Genomic DNA, 19,178 nt, shown 5'->3' on the forward strand with positions numbered 1-19,178 from the left:
GGCCTTCTTTTTCTACACTATACTAGAGTAGGAGAAGCTAGTAGGCTTCTTGTGAAAAGAATAGGAATACCGAGAAATACATGAAAAACTATCAAGAATGGTATGATAAAAGGAAATCAAGTTTCCTTCAACATCCACAGCTATTACAATTGATGCGAGTTTTTAATCGCATGATGACAGTTCTGATGCCCTTAGCCTACTTGACTTTGTTGGGGACAAGCTTTATGAGCAAGGGATTGGGGAAAGAATTTGCCACCTATATCTTAGTTCCAGCTTTAGGCTTTCTCCTATTGACGCTTATTCGCAAGTGGATCAATCAACCGCGTCCTTATGAGACTTGGGAAATTATTCCGCTACTAGATAAGGACAGTTCTGGCAATTCAATGCCCAGTCGCCATGTCTTTTCAGCCACCATCATTTCCATGGCTTGTCTGCACGCAAATCTGCCTGTGGGCTTGATTTTATTGGTCTTGTCAGCTCTTCTCGGTCTGGTCCGAGTCTTGGGTGGCGTTCATTATCCCAAGGATGTTCTAGCAGGCTATGCCTGTGGACTCCTCTGGGGAATTCTTTTCTTTATTTTGTAAAAAAGCAAAGCAAGTGAGCTTGGCCTCGTAACCACTTACGGGTCAAGCCGTAAATTCAAACAACATGGAATTTGTGGGAACATTCTTGGTATGGTCGCAGTAACATTAGCAATGAACTATGGAACAACTTATGCAGATGAAGCTAAACAAGTAGAAACACTTGATAAGAAAATAGCTGAAAAGAAGGAAATAATCAAGAAATTGTAAAAGTAAAAAAACCAATGAAGAACCAGTTGCTGACATTAAGGCAGAATACCAAAAAGCAACTGCTTAAGAAATTCCAAACACTCCTACTTCAACTAAGAAAGTATGATCAAATACTAGTGCTGAAGTAAATGTGTTAGGTGTGATTATGGCGGGTATTACTTATGCTCTAGGAGTAATCGGTCTTAAACGTAAATATGACTAATAACTTTTAAAAAGAGCATACTGTAGAGTCAATGTCATAAGTTAGTGAACTAACCATTTGAATAGGAGATAGGATTGAGGTTATCAAAGTGATCCTCTATCCTATCTTCTATTTTTTGCATCACAAATAAAGGTTTTTTCACCCTATTTTTTGAGATTTATGTTACTCTATAGATGAAATCAACCACCCACATATCAAGGTATTTGATAAAAAATAGTTTGAGTTCCATAGTCAAACTAAGGAAATTGTCTTTTTTGAATTAAAGTTTAGTGTAAAAATTCTATACAAAACCAACACCTTACCTAGTGATTTTTTTGATAAGGTGTTACAATCATATGGCGTAAACAATTTTGCCGATTTTGGGTAGAGCATAATCTAAAGATACTCTTTTTCGTGAAAGACCTTCAAGTAGGACTTTATCAATCATTTCTTGCTTTAATTCAGGGGAATAATAACGATTTTTCCCCTTTTTGACGATTTCTATTCCATAACGGTCAATTAATTTCACCATGCACTTTAGACCAGAAACATCCACATCAAATCTTTTTGAAAGTTGTTTGAAGCTTTGACCTTGCTTTCTAAGTTCATAGATCTGAACCTTATCTTTATAAGTTAATTTCATAATCATAACCACCCGTCTAACGGGTGGTTTGTACCGGGGCTATAAGCCCAAATTACCAGCCAGCGCCTAAAGACGCTGGCTTTCACTTTGTTCAAGCCTTACTGCTCTTGACTCGTCACTTGCCTCTCAAAGAGGCTTTTGTATTACTTACCACTATCCCTAAAGGGATTCTCATATTCTTTTACACTCAATTTATCTAGTGCTATATCATGCTTTACTCGTTCTCAAATTTTCATACTCGTGAAGAAATCATCCACTGGATAATTTCTTTAATCTTGAATATATTTCTTAATTGTAGTTTCATTTAGCCCTACTGTACTCACATAGTAACCTTCCGCCCAGAAATGTCGATTACCAAACTTATACTTGAGATTTGCGTGTTTGTCAAACATCATGAGTGAACTCTTACCTTTTAAATATCCCATGAAACTTGCAACGCTAATTCTAGGTGGAATGCTTACCAACATGTGAACATGATCTAGCATTAAATGGCCTTCGATAATTTCAATACCTTTATAACTACACAAGCGATGAAATATTTCGCCTAAACTACTCCGATATTGATTATAGATGACTTTTCGTCTATACTTAGGGGTGAACACAATGTGATACTTACAGTGCCACTTTGTGTGCGATAAACTATGAGCCTTTTGTGCCATATTTTTCTCCTTTCGCTTTACAATTGGCTTGAACACCCTTATTGTATTGCGTTTGGAGTTTTTTTGGTATAACCTTCGACGCGCACCTAGCGGAGCGAGACGGACTAATAGTCGCATAATAAAACACCCCAAAAGTTAGATTTTTTCTGTCTAACTTTTGGGGTGCAATTCAATACAGAATCGTATTTGAATTTCTTAACTTAATGACATTGTCTAAACTTGTCTTCTCTTTTTTAAATTGTCAGAATGGATTAGTCTTCTTTTTTCTTTCTTGCCAAAGCATAACCTGCAGTAGCTAAACTTATAAGTGCTGAATATGTCATGAATGATTGTTCAATTGAACCAGTATTTGGTAATACTGATTCATTAGAAGAGTTAGTTGCTGGTAGAGTGTGATTAGAATTTTGATTAGCTGTAGTATTTGTTCCGTACAATACTTTATCGAACATTCTATTGTATTTTTCAAGTTTTCTTTGTTTTTGTACTTCACGAGCTTTTTCTGATTTCAATGATTCTAAATAAGTAACCGCAGCTTCATGTTTAGATTTAAGTTCATTGATTTTAGCACGTTCTACATCAGCAACTCCTTTAGCTTTCAAGTAGATCTCTTCTTTTTCTTTTTGAACTTTTACTTTTTCTTTAAGAATAGTTTCTTGATCTTTAAGTTGTTCTTTTAATTCTTTAATAGAATTTGTTAATGTTTCAATTTCTTTGTTGTTTTCAGCAATAGATTTTTCAGTGTTAGTAACTTTATTTTTTGCTTCTGTCAATTTAGCATTAAGTGCTTTCAATTGAGCCTCAATTCGTTTAACTTCGGCTTTAGCACGTTCTACATCAGCACTTACTTTATCATATTCAGCTTTCGCTTTGTTGTAAGTTTCAGTTGCTTTAGTTAAATCAGATTCAGCTTTAGGTAGAGCAATATTTAATTCTTTGCTTTTGTTTTGAACAGCAGTAAGATTGTTATTCTTTTCTGTTAATTGGTTTGCTAATTGAGTTTGTTTAGCAACAGCACTGTCGTAAGCAGTTTGTGCTTTAGGAGTTTGAATTTCAATTGCTTCTAAACGTTTCAATTCTTTTGTTGAAGCATCAAGCTTATCAGTCGTTGATTTAACATTCTTAGTAGCTTGAGCCAATTCGGCTTTGTTTGTTTCAATTAGTTTGTCAAGAGAATTTACACGAGTAACCGTTTTGCTGTAATCTGTTGCTGGAATTTCATACTCTTTAGTTTTCAAATTGCTATCTTGGGTCTTGAAGGCTGTTTCGTCAGTCCCAATCGTTACATATGAACCATCTTGAACAACAAATGTATGCAATTCTGTTTTCTTGTAATCCCATTGTAAGCCAGATTGAATAAGAGCATGACCCCAATCACTCAAATAATCATCATACATCCAACGAATCATACTATTATATAATTCTGCTTTTAATTCGCCCATTGTAGTCATATTTGTTTCATAAGAATATGCAAGAGTTTCCATACGAACTGGGAGAGCGTCAGTTTTATAACCAGCTTTAGCCATATTTGGAGCAATAGTTACATTACTTTTCACATGACCTGTATCATACGCATCATCTACAGTTGGATTTGTAGTATTAGCATGATTACGAACAGCATTTTTGTATGTTTCACTAATAAGTTTTGATAGGTTAACTGATTCTTCACTTACACGAATCATAGTTGGAGAGAATGTTCCGAATTTAGTACGTACATCTTCAATAAATTGAGCCATACGGATATTCAATTCTTTTAATTGTTCTGTTGTTAGATTTGCTGGGTCAACAGTACGTGTGTCACTCTCTTTTAGTAATTCCTTAGCAGCTTCAACTTCTTTTGATGCTAAGATTTCTTTTGAAATTTTAACTAAAGCTTCATCATTTGCTTTTGATTTGTTTTGTTTGTAAGCTTTAAGAGCAGAAATATAAGCATCTGTTACTGGAATTTCCAAGTTGTCAGCAAGTGCATTCTTAGCAGAAGTCAAGTCATTAGCTAATTTTTCTTTTTCAGCAGTTTTTGCTTTTTCTGTTGCAATAGCATTATCTTTATTTCTTTGGTCTTGCGCTACAATTGTTTTTTGTGAAGCAATGTTGTTAGCACGAGTTTTATCAGCTGTTTTAGCATTATCTAAAGCTGTTTTTGTTTTGGTTACATTTTGGTTAGCAGCTTCTTTAGCAGAAGTTAAATCATTGATTTCTTTAGTTAAAGTAGCTTCATTTGCTTGATTTGTTTTCAAATCTTGTTTAATAGAATTTACTTTATCTTGAGCAACTTCTTTAGAAGAAGTTGCTTCATTCAAAGCATCAACTTGTGGTTGAATTTTAGCTTCTTCTGTTTTTTGTTTTTCTTTAGCTGTTGTTAATTGATTTTCTGTATTAGAGATTCCATTCTCTGTATTTGTTACTTCGTCTTTATTAGATTGTAATTCTTTTTCTAATTTTGGAGTTAATTCTTTATCTTTAGCTAAAGTAGCTTCAGCATTTTTTAATTTTTCGTTAGTTTTATTAACTGCATCTTGAGCAGCTTTTACTTCATCTGTAGCTTTATCGTGATCAGATTTAGCTTGAGTTTCTTTATCGAAAGTTTCTTTTGCAGAAGTTTCAGCGTTAGTTACATCTTTTGAAATTTTCGCAACTTCTTTTTCTGCTTTCTGAATAGGAGTAGCATTTTCTGCTGTTGGAGCTGCTTCAGTTGCTTTAGTAGGTTGTGCTACAGAAGTTGGTTCAGCTTCCTCTGCGAATACAGTCGTTCCAGTGGTTGCAGCTAGGATTGCGGCCCCAACAATAATAGTTTGTTTTTTCATATCAGATCCCTCTTTATCTTTTTCTAAATTAATTGCACAAAATTTCTTTTGTTTTTTACTATAATATCATAAAATTTTATTTTTGACTTAATTCTATATTTAAATTACTCCAATTTTAAAACTTAGATAAAAAGAGCAAAGAAGTTTCTTTGCTCAAACTGATTTTGATATGTGTTATTTCGTAACTAATGAAAGTAAAAACCATTATTTCCATGGCTTGCTTGCATGCAAATCTGCCTGTGGGGTTGGTTTTGTTGGTCTTATCAGCTCTTCTCGGTCTTGTGCGGGTCTTAGGAGGCGTTCATTATCCAAAGGATGTTTTAGTTGGCTACGCCTGTGGTCTCCTTTGGGGATTTCTTTTCTTTATTTTGTGAAATGCAAAGCAAGTGGGCTTGGCCTCGTAACCACTTACGGGTCAAAAGTGACCACTTGCTTTTTTGCCCTTGTAAAGTCTTCTGGCCTTTGGTATAGTAGATGCAGAAAGGAGATAGGATGAAGTTACGAATCGAGATTGATAGTGAATTAACTGAGACAGAGATTGTCATCAAGGCTGCAGCCCTGACAGATGAGATAGCTGACTTGCAACGACTCTTGCAAGAAACCAAGGCTCCTAGGTTGATCTTTTACAAGGGGACGGGTGAGTATTACTTAGACTTGGCAGAAATCCTCTTCTTTGAGACGGAAGGTAGCAAGATTTACGCCCATACCCAGAAAGAGGCCTATGAGGTTCGGCTCAAGCTTTATGAGTTGGAGTCTATCCTGCCACGCTATTTTAGTCGGGTATCCAAGTCGACCATTGCCAATATCCGGCAAGTTTACTCGGTTGACAAGTCCTTCTCAGGGACAGGCACTATTTCCTTTTATCAAACCCACAAGGAGGTTCACGTGTCACGGCACTATCAATCCCTCCTAAAAGAAAATCTAAGAAACATGAGGTAAGAACATGAAAAAGAAAGCATTTGGTATTGTGTTGCTAGTATTGGCAGCTGTAGTGTTATTGCAGGGGAATTTTGGTATTCCTTCACTTGAAGGGGAAATTTGGCCCTTGATCGGTATTGGATTTTTTGCCTATCAATCAGTTGAGGCTTTGCTTCGTCGTCATCTAACATCAGCCTCTTTTACAGCCCTAGTAGCCCTCATGATTGCTAATCATTTTTATGGTATTTTACCGATTCCCAATCAGTCATTGTTCTGGGCAAGTATTTTAATCGTAATGGGTGTCAGCACACTCACTCATTCTAACAGAACTTGGAATGGAAAAAAATGGTGGTATGACGGTGAAAAGACCATTCTGACAGACAAGGAAGTCGCTTTTGGGGCGGGTACATTTTACAAGCAAGACCAAGAATTGGTAGAAGATGAGTTTGAGGTCGGTTTTGGGAATGCCAAGATTTATTATGATAATGCAGAGATGTTAGGTGATTTTGCTACTCTGAATATCGAAGTCGGATTTGGGAATGCAGTTATCTACGTGCCTCAACACTGGAGAGTAGATCTAAAGGTAGAGACTTTTTGTGGAGCAGCCAAGGCAGATGCCCCTCTAGCCCCAACCAGCAAAACTTTGATTATCCGTGGAGATGTAGCTTTTGGGAAACTAGGAGTTGTTTACGTTAAATAAAAAAATCTTCCAATCCCCTTGCCAAAAAAGAGAAAGTGTGATAACATAGTACAGTATGTGGTGCTAGCACATCCGCTATATTAGATCTAATAGGAGGAAAACACAAATGGCTAAAGTATGTTACTTTACAGGTCGTAAGACTGTATCAGGAAACAACCGTTCACACGCGATGAACCAAACAAAACGTGCCGTAAAACCAAACCTTCAAAAAGTTACTGTACTTATAGATGGTAAACCTAAAAAAGTTTGGGCTTCAGCTCGTGCTTTGAAATCAGGTAAAGTAGAACGCGTTTAATAAAGAGTAAAAGGCCATCAGGTCTTTTTCTTTTGCTCTAAGTACAAAATCACTTGTCAAAGGAGCAAATATCCGCCGATACAGTATTCTGCTTTTACACTTGGCTTGAAATATGATAAAATAGAGTATCAACTAGTTGAGGTAGAAAAAATGACTGTAAAAATTAATACAAAAGATGGTCAAATCGAACTAACAGATGAAGTGATTGCTACCGTTGTAGGCGGTGCAGCAACTGAGATTTTTGGTGTGGTCGGTATGGCAAGTAAGAAAGCCCTCAAAGATAATTTCCAAGCCCTTCTTGGGAAGGAAAATTATTCTAAAGGTGTCGTTGTAAAAGCGGCCGAAGATGGTAGCATTGCAGTTGATGTATATACCGTGTTGAGCTATGGAACTAAGATTAGTGAAGTCTCAAAAAACATCCAAGAGCGTGTACGCTTTAGTTTGGAAAACCAACTTGGCATCACTGCTCAAGCTGTGAATGTCTATATTCAAAATATCAAAGTTGTAGGAGAATAATCGTGTCAAATATTACTACAAGCTTATTTCAAGAAATGGTACAGGCTGCATCTACTCGTTTGAACAAGCAAGCCGAATATGTCAACTCATTAAACGTCTTCCCAGTTCCAGATGGAGATACAGGAACAAACATGGGAATGACTATCGAAAATGGTGCTAAAGAAGTAGCAGACAAACCAGCTTCAACAGTTGGTGAGGCTGCAAGCATCTTGGCTAAAGGTCTTTTGATGGGTGCGCGTGGGAACTCAGGAGTTATCACTTCACAGCTTTTTCGCGGATTTTCGCAAGCCATCAAAACCAAAGAAGAGTTAACAGGAAAAGACTTAGCTCTTGCCTTCCAATCTGGTGTTGAAGTAGCCTACAAGGCTGTTATGAAGCCAGTTGAAGGAACAATTTTGACTGTATCACGTGGTGCTGCCATCGGTGCTAAGAAAAAAGCCGAGCAGACAGACGATGCTATTGAGGTTATGCGTGCAGCTTTGGAAGGAGCTAAAACAGCCCTTGCTAAGACTCCAGACATGCTTCCAGTATTGAAGGAAGTTGGAGTTGTAGACTCAGGTGGTCAAGGTTTGGTCTTCATCTATGAAGGCTTCCTTTCAGCTCTTACTGGTGAATATAGCGCTTCTGAGGACTTTGTAGCGACTCCAGCTAATATGAGTGAAATGATCAATGCAGAACACCACAAGTCTGTAGCTGGACATGTGGCAACAGAAGACATCACCTTTGGTTACTGTACTGAAATCATGGTAGCCCTTAAGCAAGGTCCAACTTATGCTAAAGAGTTTGACTACGAAGAATTCCGTAACTACTTGAACGACCTTGGGGACTCATTGCTTGTTGTCAATGACGATGAAATCGTTAAAGTTCACGTCCATACAGAAGATCCAGGTCTTGTTATGCAAGAAGGTCTTAAATATGGTAGCTTGGTCAAGGTTAAAGTCGATAACATGCGTAACCAACACGAAGCACAAGTAGAAAAAGAAGCTCAAGTTAGCAAGCCGGCTGAAGAAAAAGAATATGCCCTTATCGCAGTAGTAGCTGGTCAAGGCTTGGCAGACATCTTCCGTGCTCAAGGTGTGGACTATGTCATCGAAGGTGGACAAACCATGAACCCTTCGACAGAAGACTTTGTCAAGGCTGTTGAGCAAGTTAATGCTCGCAACATTATCTTCTTACCGAACAACAAAAATATCTTCATGGCAGCTCAATCTGCAGCTGAGGTATTGGAACAACCAGCAGTAGTGGTAGAAGCTCGTACCCTTCCTCAAGGATTGACTAGCCTTCTAGCATTTGACCCAAGCAAGTCTATCGAAGAAAATAAAGAACGCATGACTGCAGCTCTTGGCGATGTTGTCAGCGGTAGTGTAACAACAGCCGTTCGTGACACGACTATCGATGGTTTGGAAATCCATGAAAATGACAATCTAGGTATGGTAGATGGTAAGATCCTCGTATCAAACCCTGACATGCACCAAACCTTGACTGAAACCTTGAAACATATGTTGGATGAAGACAGAGAAATCGTAACCTTCTATATTGGTGAAGATGGAAGCGAAGAATTGGCTAACCAAATCGCCCAAGAAATCGCAGAAGAATTCGAAGATGTCGAAGTAGAAATCCACCATGGTCAACAACCAGTTTACCCATATCTTTTCAGTGTGGAATAAGAATGAAATAGAAAACGAAAGAGGTCGGGAAAAGATTCCCGATCTTTTTGGTTTGCAATGAGTTTTGGACCCAGTAGCTGATTGGTGCTAGAAAATCAATCCAATCTAGTAATTTCTGTTCCATCATTTTTAATGACATTTGTCATATCTCCTCATGACAGAAGCTTCTAGTGATTCTACCTTCAAAGAATTATACTAGATGTATCAAATGGAGGAAGAAAAAAATGAAACATAAAGTAATTGTCGCAATGAGTTTAGTAGCAGCAGGAGTCATGACTTATCTCATGTTTTCTGGGATGGATGAAGGCTTCTATCATTTTCCTTGGGAATTGTTTGCAAGCTTTGGAATCATGTCTTGGTTGATTCGAGAAGGTTTGAAATTGGTCTCAGATGTGAAAAAGGAGTTTGAAAAATGAAAAAAGCGATTCTCTTTCTTTTTATTGGACTATCACTAGTGGTATGGTTGGTAGAAATGTTTACAGGTTGGTTTGATCAAACCTTCCTTCACCAAGTCATTCGCGGTGCCTGGGGTCTAGGATTTATGATTTTTATCGCCTTTCCGATGGGAAAGGAGTGGCTGAAAGGAGAATATCATGAACATGATTAAGGTAGAAAGCCTAAATAAAAACATCAAGGGCAAGGCTATTTTGAAGGATATTTCCTTTGAGGTAGCTGAAGGTGAATGCGTCGCCTTGATTGGGCCCAATGGTGCTGGGAAGACCACACTCTTGGACTGTTTGCTTGGAGATAAACTGGTCACCAGCGGTCAAGTATCCATACAAGGCTTGCCAGTGACGAGCTCTCAGTTAGACTATATTAGAGGCTACCTGCCTCAAGAAAATGTCATCGTTCAGAAATTAAAGGTCAAAGAGTTGATTGTTTTCTTTCAAAGCATTTACCCAAATCCCTTGAGCAACCAGGAAATCGATCAACTATTGCAGTTTGACAAGCAACAAAAAGACCAATTCGCAGAAAAATTGTCAGGTGGGCAAAAGCGTCTCTTCTCTTTTGTCTTGACCTTGATTGGGCGACCAAAGCTTGTCTTTTTAGATGAACCAACTGCTGCTATGGATACCTCTACTCGTCAACGTTTTTGGGAAATTGTTCAGGACCTAAAATCCCAAGGAGTCACCATTCTCTATTCGTCCCATTATATCGAAGAAGTAGAGCATACAGCGGACCGAATCTTGGTCTTGAATAAGGGAGAGTTGATTCGCGATACAACACCTCTAGCCATGCGCAGTGAGGAGATTGAAAAGCACTTTATCCTTCCTCTAGCATATAAGGAAGTTGTCGAACAGTCAAACTTGGTTGAAAACTGGTCACAAAAACAAGATGCTCTGCAAGTAGTTACACGTGAAGCGGATGCTTTTTGGCAACTGTTAGTGCAAGCAGGATGTAGCATACAAGAAATCGAAGTTAATAACCGTAGCTTGTTGGATACAATCTTTGAAGAAACACAAAAGGGAGATGACTAAGATGAAACGATGGATCGCACTAAACAAGATAGAATTTCTATTGACCAAACGACAATTAGTCTATTATCTGTTATCCGTAGGGATGCCGACAGCCTTCTATTTATTCTTTTCAGGTATGTACCAGGACACACCAGGTGGACCGGCTAATTTTATGCGCGACTACCTCATCTCCATGACGGCTTTTTCCATGATGTCGACAGCTATCTTTTCATTCCCAGTTGTTTTACATACCGATAAGATCAACAACTGGCAGAAAATATTACGTCATAGCCCTGTAAATATGGTAGAATATTATCTATCAAAGATAACAAGTATGCTGGTTGATTATTTGGTCTCAATTCTGGTTGTTTTCTCAGTTGGGCATTTTGTAAGAGGTGTGGATATGTCTCTTGGAAACTGGATTGGGGCTGCGTTCTTGCTGATAGTAGGAAGTGTTGCCTTTGTAGCACTTGGCTTAACCCTGACTCTCTTGCCGTCCAGTCAGCTGATGTCTGTCGTGGGCAATCTTCTTTACTTTGGCTTGGCTGTTTTAGGCGGACTCTGGATGCCTGTCTCTTTATTTCCAGACTGGATGCAAGCAATCGGGAAGCGTCTACCAAGCTATCAGTTGATGGAGTTGCTCAAGACCTTCTTAAACGAGGGTGGCATCAATTTATCAGCCACAGTTTATCTACTTGTTTTTTCAGCAGTTTTGTTTGGTTTGACCATTTACCTTCAAGGTCATAAGGAGAATGCTTAATGCTTGAAAGACTGAAAAGCATACATTATATGTTCTGGGTCAGTTTAATTTTTATGATTTTCCCCATCCTGCCTGTAGTGACTGGGTGGCTTTCTGCCTGGCATTTATTGATTGATATTCTATTTGTAGTTGCGTATTTGGGTATTTTAACAACTAAGAGCCAGCGCCTATCTTGGCTTTTCTGGGGTCTCATGCTGACTTATGTAGTTGGGAATACTGCCTTTGTTACTGTTAATTATATCTGGTTTTTCTTTTTCCTATCCAATCTCTTAAGTTATCATTTTAGCGTAAGTGGTTTAAAGTCTTTACATGTCTGGACTTTTCTTCTTGCTCAAGTCCTTGTTTTGGGCCAACTGTTGATTATTCAGAGAATCGAAGTTGAGTTTCTATTCTATCTACTTGTAATCCTTGCTTTTGTCGATTTAATGACTTTTGGTTTGGTTCGGATTCGGATTGTGGAGGATTTGAAAGAAGCTCAGGCTAAGCAAAATGCCCAGATAAATCTATTGCTTGCTGAAAATGAACGCAGTCGTATCGGTCAGGATTTGCATGATAGCTTGGGACATACCTTTGCTATGCTGAGTGTCAAGACAGATTTAGCCTTGCAGCTATTTCAGATGGAGGCTTATCCACAGGTGGAAAAGGAATTAAAAGAAATTCACCAGATCAGCAAGGATTCCATGAATGAAGTGCGAACCATTGTGGAAAATCTGAAATCACGGACCCTAGCTTCAGAGCTTGAGACTGTTAAGAAGATGCTGGAAATTGCTGGGATTGAGGTCGAGGTTGAGAATCAATTGGACAAGGCTAGTTTGACCCAAGATGTGGAGTCGACGGCTGCTATGATTTTGTTAGAACTGGCGACCAATATCATCAAGCATGCCAACGCTGAAAAAGCCTATCTAAAACTGGAGCGTACAGATCAGGAATTGGTCCTGACAGTCAGAGATGACGGGAAAGGATTTGCAACGGTAAAAGGAAATGAACTTCATACAGTCCGTGATCGTGCAACAGCCTTCTCAGGTCAAGTAGAGCTGGTCAGTTTGAAAGATCCCACAGAGGTGCGCGTGCATCTGCCTTATAAGGAGAGAAAGTAGATGAAAGTATTAGTCGCAGAAGATCAAAGTATGCTTAGAGATGCCATGTGCCAGCTCTTGAGCTTTCAACCAGATGTGGAGGCTGTCTTGCAGGCAAAAAATGGAGCCGAGGCTATCGAGGTTTTGAGGAAAGAAGCAGTAGATATTGCCATCCTTGACGTCGAAATGCCAGTCAAGACGGGACTAGAAGCGCTCGAGTGGATCAAACAAGAAGTGCCTGAAACCAAGGTGGTTATCGTTACGACCTTTAAACGTCCAGGCTATTTTGAACGAGCGGTCAAAGCAGGAGTCGACGCCTATGTCTTGAAAGAGCGAAGCATCGCCGAACTTATGCAAACCCTGCATACGGTGTTAGAGGGACGCAAGGAATATTCTCCAGAGCTGATGGAAGTCATGATGACCCATCCCAATCCCTTGACCGAGCAAGAAGTCGCTGTTCTACATGGAGTTGCACAGGGGCTGTCCAACCAAGAAATTGCAGATAAGCTCTACCTCTCAAACGGCACCGTCCGTAATTACATGACCAATATCCTCTCCAAACTAAACGCCAGCAACCGAACCGAAGCAGCCAAAACTGCCGAAGAAGAAGGCTGGTTGTGAGGGGGTAGAAAGAAAAAATCTCTTAGAAATGAATCTAAGAGATTTTTTGTGTTATGTGATTATTAGTCCGTCTCGCTCCGTTAGGTGCGATACAAAAAAACCACCCGCTATGCGGGTGCGCGTCGAAGGTTATACCAAAAAAACTCCGAACGCGATACAATAAAGGTGTTCAAGCCAATTGTAAAGCGAAAGGAGAAAAATATGGCACAAAATGCTCATAGTTTATCGCACACAAAGTGGATGTGTTCTATCACATTGTGTTCACCCCTAAGTATAGACGAAAAGTCATCTATAATCAATATAGGAGTAGTTTAGGAGAAATATTCCATCGCTTGTGTAGTTATAAAAGTGTTGAAATTATCGAAGGACACTTGATGCCAGATCATGTACATATGTTAGTAAGTATCCCACCAAGGATAAGTGTGGGTTATTTAAAAGGAAAAAGTGCACTCATGATGTTTGACAAACACGTCAATCTCAAGAACAAGTTTAGGAATCGACATTTCTGGGCGGAAGGTTATTATGTAAGTACAGTAGGGCTTAATGAAGCCACAATAAGTAAATACATCCAAGATTAAAGAAATTATCCAGTGGATGATTTCTTCACGAGTATAAAAATTTGAGAACGAGTAAAGCATGATATAGCACTAGATAAATTGAGTGTAAAAGAGCATGAGGATCCCTTTAGGGATAGTGGTAAGTAATACTAAAGCCTCTTTGAGAAGCAAGTGACGAGTCAAGAGCAATAAGGCTTGAACAAAGTGAAAGCCAGCGTCTTTAGGCGCTGGCTGGGAATTTGGGCTTATAGCGTTCTGATGCAAACTAGCCGTTAGACCGGGGGTGATTGGATTGTTACCTTGAACGGTATACGTTGAAACGCTGTATGCAGAACGACAGGTACGGTGGTATGAGAGGCTCTAGAAATCACCCCTTACTCGAAAGGCAGTATAGAAGTTTAAGCCTTATCCAATTGTAAGAGAACTTCAATCTCTGCTAGGGTGCTAGCTTGTGAAATAGCTCCACGGAGTTTGGCTGCGCCAGATGTTCCACGGAGGTAGTGAGGAGCGAGTCCTCGGAATTCACGAACTGCGACATTTTCCCCTTTGAGGTTAATCAAGCGTTTCAAGTGTTCGTAGGCGATTTTCATCTTGTCTTCAAAAGTCAAATCAGGGAGGATTTCTCCTGTTTCAAAGTAATGGTTGATTTGGTTGAAGAGGTAAGGATTTCCCATGGCAGCGCGGCCAATCATGACTGCATCAGCACCGACTTCTTCAATGCGTTGTTTGGCTTCTTGGACTGTACGGATGTCACCGTTGGCGATAAATGGAATCTTGGTCAGAGCTTGGGCAACCTTGTGAAGGGTCTCAAGGTCTGCATGACCTGTATACATTTGCTCACGGGTACGGCCATGCATGGCGAGGGCAGAAACACCTGCTGCCTCAGCAGCGAGGGCATTTTCTACTGCCAGAGATGGGTCCGCCCAGCCGGTGCGCATTTTGACAGTGAGTGGGATATCAAGGACAGATTGGACCTTGTTGATGATAGAGTAAATCTTATCGGGGTCCTTGAGCCACATAGCGCCAGCTTCGTTCTTCACTATTTTGTTAACTGGGCAGCCCATGTTGATATCGACGATATCGGTTTTGGTATTTTCTTGGATGAATTCTGCTGCGCGTGCTAGGCTGTCTTCATCGCTACCAAAAAGTTGGATAGAGACAGGGTTTTCGCCTTCATCGATATGAAGCATGTGAAGGGTTTTTTCATTGTTGTATTGGATTCCCTTGTCAGAGACCATCTCCATGACAACGAGCCCAGCTCCGAGCTCTTTTGCGATAGTACGAAAGGCTGAGTTGGTGACACCAGCCATGGGTGCTAGAACGGTACGATTGGGAATCTCAACATTGCCAATCATAAAAGGTGTATTAAGATTTGTCACGAATGAGTTCCTCCAGGTCGTTTTCATCAAAGTTGTAAGTTGTTTGGCAGAATTGACAAGTGATTTCTGCCCCGTGGTCTTCGTCCTTCATTTCCTGCAAGTCTGAGCTTGGGAGACTAGAAAGAGCCTTCATAAAGCGTTCTTTACTGCAGTCACATTGGAAACGAATCTCTTCTTCAGACAAGCGTTTGTATGGCTCGTCACCATAGATGGCTTTAAGAAGAGCTTCGATATGGTCGTCGCTTTCTAGAAGGGTTGAGATAGCTGGCATTTCTTGGATGCGTTTTTCAAAACGTGCAATTTCTTCCTCTTTGGCATTTGGCAATACTTGTAGCAAGAAACCACCTGCAACCTTGACCTTATCGTCTTCGTCTAAAAGGACATTAAGCCCTACAGCTGAAGGGGTTTGTTGGCTTTCTGTCAGGTAGAAAGCGAGGTCTTCACCGATTTCTCCAGAGATAAGAGGCGTCATGGAATTATAGGGATTTCCAGTGCCATAGTCTGTAATCACTAGAAATTGACCGTTTCCGACAAAAGGTCCAACGAGGACTTCTCCTGTTGCAGTCTTTTTAATGTCAACTCCAGGGTTTTGAACGTAGCCTTTGACGTTTCCCTTGGTATCAGCGATGGTGATGATAGCACCTAGAGAGCTAGAGCCCAGTACCTTCACTGTTAGTTTGGTACTCCCTTTTTCATTGGCTGCGAGAATCTGGCTAGCGATAAGAGTTCGACCAAGCGCTACAGTTGAGCTAGCTTGGGTTCGGTGTTTTTCTTGAGCAGTGCGAACGGTTTCTGTGCTATCAAGGACAAAAGCACGAAAGGCTCCGCTTTCTGATATAGTTTTAATAATTTTATCCATAGCTACTATTTTAGCATAAAAATGCCCAAAGGGGGAGTGCTGTGTTTGCTGATTCTGAGGATTATTTGAGTTTGAAACTAGGGAAAAACTGAAAAAGATAAACAGATTATTTTAGCATTTTTTTAATTTATGCTATGCTTGAAGAAGAAAATGAAAGGGGTAATAAATGTATTTAGGAGACTTGATGGAAAAAGCTGAAGCTGGTCAATTTTTAGTCCTTTCTTTTTTATTGCAGGAGTCACAAACGACCTTAAAAGCACTGATGGAGGAGACGGGATTTTCAAAAGCAACCCTAACAAAATATGTCACCCTGCTCAATGACAAGGCTTTGGACAGTGGTTTGGAGCTGAATATCTCCTTAGAAGATGAAAATTTGCGTCTGTCAATCGGTGCAGCTACCAAGGGGAGAGATATTCGGAGCTTGTTTTTGGAGAATGCTGTTAAATACCAGATTTTGGTCTATCTCCTCTATCACCAACAGTTTTTAGCCCATCAGCTGGCTCAAGAATTGATGATTAGCGAGGCTACGCTTGGTCGTCACTTAGCTAGCTTAAATCAGATTTTGTCAGAATTTGATTTATCTATTCAAAATGGACGTTGGCGAGGTCCAGAGCATCAGATTCGCTATTTCTATTTCTGTCTTTTACGTAAGGTTTGGTCGAGTAAGGACTGGGGAAATGAAATGCAAAAGCCTGAGAGAAGGCGGGAGATTGCTAGTTTAGAAGAAATCTGTGGTGCTCAATTGTCTTCGGGGCAGAAGTTAGACTTGGTTTTGTGGAATCATATCAGCCAACAACGTCTACGGGTCAATGCCTGTCAATTTCAAGTCATAGAAGATAAAATGCGAGGGTATTTTGACAATATTTTCTACCTTCGCCTGTTGAGAAAGACACCGTCCTTTTTTGCTGGGCAACACATTCCTTTGGGAACTGAGGATGGTGAGATGATGATATTCTTCTCTTTTCTTCTTTCTCATCGCATTTTGCCCCTACATACCATGGAGTATATCCTTGGGTTTGGAGGGCGGCTGGCAGATTTGTTGACGCAATTGATTCAAGAAATGAAGAAGGAAGAGTTACTGGGCGGTTATACAGAGGACCATGTCACCTATGAACTCAGTCAGCTTTGTGCTCAAGTCTATCTATACAAGGGCTATATTTTACAGGATCGCTACAAGTACCAGTTAGAGAATCGTCATCCCTATTTGCTGATGGAACATGATTTTAAGGGAACGGCAGAGGAGATTTTTCATACTCTACCTGCCTTTCAGCAGGGGACGGATTTGGATAAGAAAATTCTCTGGGAATGGCTCCAGTTAATTGAATATATGGCTGAAAATGGTGGTCAGCATATGCGGATTGGTCTGGATTTGACATCTGGTTTTCTTGTTTTTTCAAGAATGACTGCTGTCTTGAAACGGTATTTGGAATACAATCGTTTTATTAGCATTGAGGTCTATGACCCTAGTCGGCATTATGACTTGCTGGTTACAAATAACCCTATTCATAAAAAGGACCAGACTTCAGTATATTATTTAAAAAACGACTTGGATATGGAAGATTTGGCAGGGATTCGTCAGATACTATTTGCTTAAAAGGCTTGGGAAACCAGGCCTTTTTTGTGAAATTCTCACAATTTTATCAATTTTTTTAAAAATTTTAAAAAAATTGATAAACAAGAAAGCGCTTTATTTTGTATACTAGTTACTGTAAAGAGGAAATAACCTCAAGATCTTTATCAGGAGGACAGCACATGTCACAAGAAAAATACATTATGGCCATTGACCAAGGAACTACCAGTTCTCGTGCTATTATTTTTAACAAAAAAGGGGAAAAGGTCAGCTCAAGTCAAAAAGAATTCACACAAATCTTTCCACAAGCAGGTTGGGTTGAGCACAATGCCAATGAAATTTGGAACTCTGTGCAGTCAGTAATTGCTGGGGCTTTTATCGAAAGTGGTATCAAGCCAAATCAAATCCAAGCTATCGGGATTACCAACCAGCGTGAAACGACAGTTGTCTGGGATAAAAAAACAGGTCTTCCTATCTATAATGCCATCGTTTGGCAGTCTCGTCAGACAGCCCCTTTGGCTGAGCAACTAAAAAGCAAAGGCTATGTGGAAAAATTCCATGAAAAGACTGGTTTGATTATTGACGCTTACTTCTCAGCAACTAAGGTTCGTTGGATTTTGGACCATGTTGAAGGTGCTCAAGAGCGAGCAGAAAAGGGAGAATTGCTCTTTGGTACTATCGATACTTGGTTGGTTTGGAAATTGACAGACGGTGCGGCTCACGTGACGGACTACTCAAATGCAGCCCGTACCATGCTTTATAACATTAAGGAACTCAAATGGGATGATGAGATTTTGGAAATCCTCAACATTCCCAAGGCTATGCTTCCAGAAGTTCGTTCAAACTCTGAAATCTACGGCAAGACAGCTCCATTCCATTTCTACGGTGGAGAAGTGCCAATCTCAGGTATGGCTGGGGACCAACAGGCAGCCCTCTTTGGACAGTTGGCCTTTGAACCAGGTATGGTTAAGAATACTTATGGAACAGGATCTTTCATCATCATGAATACTGGTGAAGAAATGCAGTTGTCTGAAAATAACCTCTTGACAACGATTGGTTACGGAATCAACGGCAAGGTTTACTATGCCTTGGAAGGTTCTATCTTCATCGCAGGAAGTGCTATTCAGTGGCTTCGTGATGGTCTTCGCATGGTTGAAAATTCACCAGAATCTGAAAAATACGCTCGTGATTCTCACAATGATGATGAAGTTTATGTAGTTCCAGCCTTTACAGGACTAGGAGCACCATACTGGAACCAAAATGCACGTGGTTCTGTCTTTGGTTTGACTCGTGGAACAAGTAAGGAAGACTTTATCAAGGCAACTCTTCAATCAATTGCTTATCAAGTACGTGATATCATTGACACAATGCAGGTGGATGCTCAAACAGCTATTCAAGTATTGAAAGTGGATGGAGGTGCAGCCATGAATAACTTCCTCATGCAGTTCCAAGCTGATATTTTAGGAATTGACATTGCACGCGCCAAAAACTTGGAAACAACTGCTCTAGGAGCAGCCTTCCTAGCAGGTTTGTCAGTAGGTTACTGGAAAGACTTGGATGAGTTGAAGCTCTTGAACGAGACTGGGGAACTTTTTGAGCCATCTATGAACGAATCTCGCAAGGAACAACTCTACAAGGGCTGGAAGAAGGCTGTGAAAGCGACTCAAGTCTTTGCGGAAGTAGATGACTAATACCGGAAGAATAAAGCGACTTAGTTAGAAAGTGTGT

17 protein-coding genes and 4 pseudogenes are annotated in these 19,178 nt (G+C 39.9%); 16 read left to right on the plus strand and 5 right to left on the minus strand.

Annotated features, from left to right (window positions below):
- The first annotated feature begins 80 nt into the window (after window positions 1-80).
- Window positions 81-584, plus strand: a complete 504-nt coding sequence (locus QM867_RS02560; protein ID WP_414315091.1) for a phosphatase PAP2 family protein — start codon at window positions 81-83, stop codon at window positions 582-584.
- A 755-nt stretch (window positions 585-1,339) separates the two neighbouring features.
- Here the strand turns inward: QM867_RS02560 and QM867_RS02565 are convergent.
- From QM867_RS02565 to QM867_RS02575, 3 genes and pseudogenes are all read right to left on the minus strand, one after another.
- Window positions 1,340-1,615: pseudogene (locus QM867_RS02565) on the minus strand (IS3 family transposase); the annotation flags it as partial.
- 272 nt (window positions 1,616-1,887) lie between these two features.
- A pseudogene (tnpA, locus tag QM867_RS02570) lies at window positions 1,888-2,274 on the minus strand (IS200/IS605 family transposase); the annotation flags it as partial.
- 251 nt (window positions 2,275-2,525) lie between these two features.
- Window positions 2,526-5,075 carry an SEC10/PgrA surface exclusion domain-containing protein gene (locus QM867_RS02575; protein ID WP_414315092.1) on the minus strand — a complete coding sequence of 850 codons (2,550 nt, stop codon included), beginning with the start codon at window positions 5,073-5,075 and terminating at the stop codon, window positions 2,526-2,528.
- A 200-nt stretch (window positions 5,076-5,275) separates the two neighbouring features.
- Here QM867_RS02575 and QM867_RS02580 point away from each other — a divergent pair.
- From QM867_RS02580 to tnpA (QM867_RS02640), 13 genes and pseudogenes are all read left to right on the plus strand, one after another.
- Window positions 5,276-5,449, plus strand: a pseudogene (locus QM867_RS02580) (phosphatase PAP2 family protein); the annotation flags it as partial.
- A 118-nt stretch (window positions 5,450-5,567) separates the two neighbouring features.
- Window positions 5,568-6,014 carry a LytTR family DNA-binding domain-containing protein gene (locus QM867_RS02585; RefSeq protein WP_004250544.1) on the plus strand — a complete coding sequence of 149 codons (447 nt, stop codon included), beginning with the start codon at window positions 5,568-5,570 and terminating at the stop codon, window positions 6,012-6,014.
- A gap of 4 nt (window positions 6,015-6,018) precedes the next feature.
- Window positions 6,019-6,693 carry a LiaF transmembrane domain-containing protein gene (locus QM867_RS02590; protein WP_414315093.1) on the plus strand — a complete coding sequence of 225 codons (675 nt, stop codon included), beginning with the start codon at window positions 6,019-6,021 and terminating at the stop codon, window positions 6,691-6,693.
- A gap of 106 nt (window positions 6,694-6,799) precedes the next feature.
- Window positions 6,800-6,988, plus strand: a complete 189-nt coding sequence (rpmB, locus tag QM867_RS02595) for a 50S ribosomal protein L28 (RefSeq protein WP_001140948.1) — start codon at window positions 6,800-6,802, stop codon at window positions 6,986-6,988.
- Window positions 6,989-7,138: 150 nt separating this feature from the next.
- The gene (locus QM867_RS02600) at window positions 7,139-7,504 is read left to right on the plus strand and encodes an Asp23/Gls24 family envelope stress response protein (RefSeq protein ID WP_371560699.1); all 366 of its coding nucleotides are present in this window, start codon (window positions 7,139-7,141) and stop codon (window positions 7,502-7,504) included.
- Window positions 7,505-7,506: 2 nt separating this feature from the next.
- Complete coding sequence (locus tag QM867_RS02605) at window positions 7,507-9,171, plus strand: DAK2 domain-containing protein (RefSeq protein WP_414315094.1); 1,665 nt, start codon at window positions 7,507-7,509, stop codon at window positions 9,169-9,171.
- Between the two features lie 224 nt (window positions 9,172-9,395).
- A complete protein-coding gene (locus QM867_RS02610) occupies window positions 9,396-9,587 on the plus strand; it encodes a hypothetical protein (RefSeq protein ID WP_301392128.1) in 192 nt (63 codons plus the stop codon).
- Window positions 9,584-9,778 (plus strand): hypothetical protein, encoded by a 195-nt coding sequence (locus QM867_RS02615; RefSeq protein WP_414315095.1) that lies wholly within the window; start codon window positions 9,584-9,586, stop codon window positions 9,776-9,778. Before QM867_RS02610 ends, QM867_RS02615 begins: the two co-directional genes overlap by 4 nt.
- A complete protein-coding gene (locus QM867_RS02620) occupies window positions 9,765-10,649 on the plus strand; it encodes an ABC transporter ATP-binding protein (protein WP_414315096.1) in 885 nt (294 codons plus the stop codon). Before QM867_RS02615 ends, QM867_RS02620 begins: the two co-directional genes overlap by 14 nt.
- 1 nt (window position 10,650) lies before the next feature.
- Entirely contained in the window at window positions 10,651-11,388 is a 738-nt protein-coding gene (locus QM867_RS02625; RefSeq protein ID WP_414315097.1) for an ABC transporter permease, read from the plus strand.
- The gene (locus tag QM867_RS02630; RefSeq protein WP_414315098.1) at window positions 11,388-12,485 is read left to right on the plus strand and encodes a histidine kinase; all 1,098 of its coding nucleotides are present in this window, start codon (window positions 11,388-11,390) and stop codon (window positions 12,483-12,485) included. Before QM867_RS02625 ends, QM867_RS02630 begins: the two co-directional genes overlap by 1 nt.
- Window positions 12,486-13,085: a response regulator transcription factor gene (locus tag QM867_RS02635; RefSeq protein WP_414315099.1), complete on the plus strand. Its 600-nt coding sequence runs from the start codon at window positions 12,486-12,488 to the stop codon at window positions 13,083-13,085.
- 201 nt (window positions 13,086-13,286) lie between these two features.
- Window positions 13,287-13,789 (plus strand): annotated as a pseudogene (gene tnpA, locus QM867_RS02640) (IS200/IS605 family transposase).
- 251 nt (window positions 13,790-14,040) lie between these two features.
- Here tnpA (QM867_RS02640) and dusB read toward each other — a convergent pair.
- Both dusB and hslO read right to left on the minus strand, forming a co-directional pair.
- Window positions 14,041-15,021 carry a tRNA dihydrouridine synthase DusB gene (gene dusB, locus QM867_RS02645; RefSeq protein ID WP_165847417.1) on the minus strand — a complete coding sequence of 327 codons (981 nt, stop codon included), beginning with the start codon at window positions 15,019-15,021 and terminating at the stop codon, window positions 14,041-14,043.
- Window positions 15,008-15,880 carry an Hsp33 family molecular chaperone HslO gene (gene hslO / locus QM867_RS02650; protein ID WP_414273130.1) on the minus strand — a complete coding sequence of 291 codons (873 nt, stop codon included), beginning with the start codon at window positions 15,878-15,880 and terminating at the stop codon, window positions 15,008-15,010. Before hslO ends, dusB begins: the two co-directional genes overlap by 14 nt.
- A gap of 166 nt (window positions 15,881-16,046) precedes the next feature.
- Between hslO and QM867_RS02655 the strand changes: the two genes are divergently transcribed.
- On the plus strand, window positions 16,047-17,474 hold the full coding sequence (locus QM867_RS02655) for a helix-turn-helix domain-containing protein (protein ID WP_414315100.1): 1,428 nt from the start codon (window positions 16,047-16,049) through the stop codon (window positions 17,472-17,474).
- A 158-nt stretch (window positions 17,475-17,632) separates the two neighbouring features.
- Window positions 17,633-19,141, plus strand: a complete 1,509-nt coding sequence (gene glpK / locus QM867_RS02660) for a glycerol kinase GlpK (RefSeq protein ID WP_414315101.1) — start codon at window positions 17,633-17,635, stop codon at window positions 19,139-19,141.
- The last annotated feature ends 37 nt before the right edge of the window (window positions 19,142-19,178 follow it).

This window comes from Streptococcus infantis (assembly GCF_047463635.1).
In the GTDB taxonomy this organism is placed as follows: Bacteria; Bacillota; Bacilli; order Lactobacillales; family Streptococcaceae; genus Streptococcus; species Streptococcus infantis_W.

What these genes read in the sequence shown, in the direction of transcription:
- QM867_RS02560 (WP_414315091.1), top strand. Translation starts at nt 81, where the DNA reads ATGAAAAACTATCAAGAATGGTATGATAAAAGGAAATCAAGTTTCCTT.
- QM867_RS02600 (WP_371560699.1), top strand. Translation starts at nt 7,139, where the DNA reads ATGACTGTAAAAATTAATACAAAAGATGGTCAAATCGAACTAACAGAT.
- QM867_RS02655 (WP_414315100.1), top strand. Translation starts at nt 16,047, where the DNA reads ATGTATTTAGGAGACTTGATGGAAAAAGCTGAAGCTGGTCAATTTTTA.
- QM867_RS02635 (WP_414315099.1), top strand. Translation starts at nt 12,486, where the DNA reads ATGAAAGTATTAGTCGCAGAAGATCAAAGTATGCTTAGAGATGCCATG.
- QM867_RS02575 (WP_414315092.1), bottom strand. Translation starts at nt 5,075, where the DNA reads ATGAAAAAACAAACTATTATTGTTGGGGCCGCAATCCTAGCTGCAACC.
- QM867_RS02625 (WP_414315097.1), top strand. Translation starts at nt 10,651, where the DNA reads ATGAAACGATGGATCGCACTAAACAAGATAGAATTTCTATTGACCAAA.
- QM867_RS02620 (WP_414315096.1), top strand. Translation starts at nt 9,765, where the DNA reads ATGAACATGATTAAGGTAGAAAGCCTAAATAAAAACATCAAGGGCAAG.
- QM867_RS02585 (WP_004250544.1), top strand. Translation starts at nt 5,568, where the DNA reads ATGAAGTTACGAATCGAGATTGATAGTGAATTAACTGAGACAGAGATT.
- hslO (WP_414273130.1), bottom strand. Translation starts at nt 15,880, where the DNA reads ATGGATAAAATTATTAAAACTATATCAGAAAGCGGAGCCTTTCGTGCT.
- glpK (WP_414315101.1), top strand. Translation starts at nt 17,633, where the DNA reads ATGTCACAAGAAAAATACATTATGGCCATTGACCAAGGAACTACCAGT.
- QM867_RS02615 (WP_414315095.1), top strand. Translation starts at nt 9,584, where the DNA reads ATGAAAAAAGCGATTCTCTTTCTTTTTATTGGACTATCACTAGTGGTA.
- QM867_RS02610 (WP_301392128.1), top strand. Translation starts at nt 9,396, where the DNA reads ATGAAACATAAAGTAATTGTCGCAATGAGTTTAGTAGCAGCAGGAGTC.
- QM867_RS02590 (WP_414315093.1), top strand. Translation starts at nt 6,019, where the DNA reads ATGAAAAAGAAAGCATTTGGTATTGTGTTGCTAGTATTGGCAGCTGTA.
- rpmB (WP_001140948.1), top strand. Translation starts at nt 6,800, where the DNA reads ATGGCTAAAGTATGTTACTTTACAGGTCGTAAGACTGTATCAGGAAAC.
- QM867_RS02630 (WP_414315098.1), top strand. Translation starts at nt 11,388, where the DNA reads ATGCTTGAAAGACTGAAAAGCATACATTATATGTTCTGGGTCAGTTTA.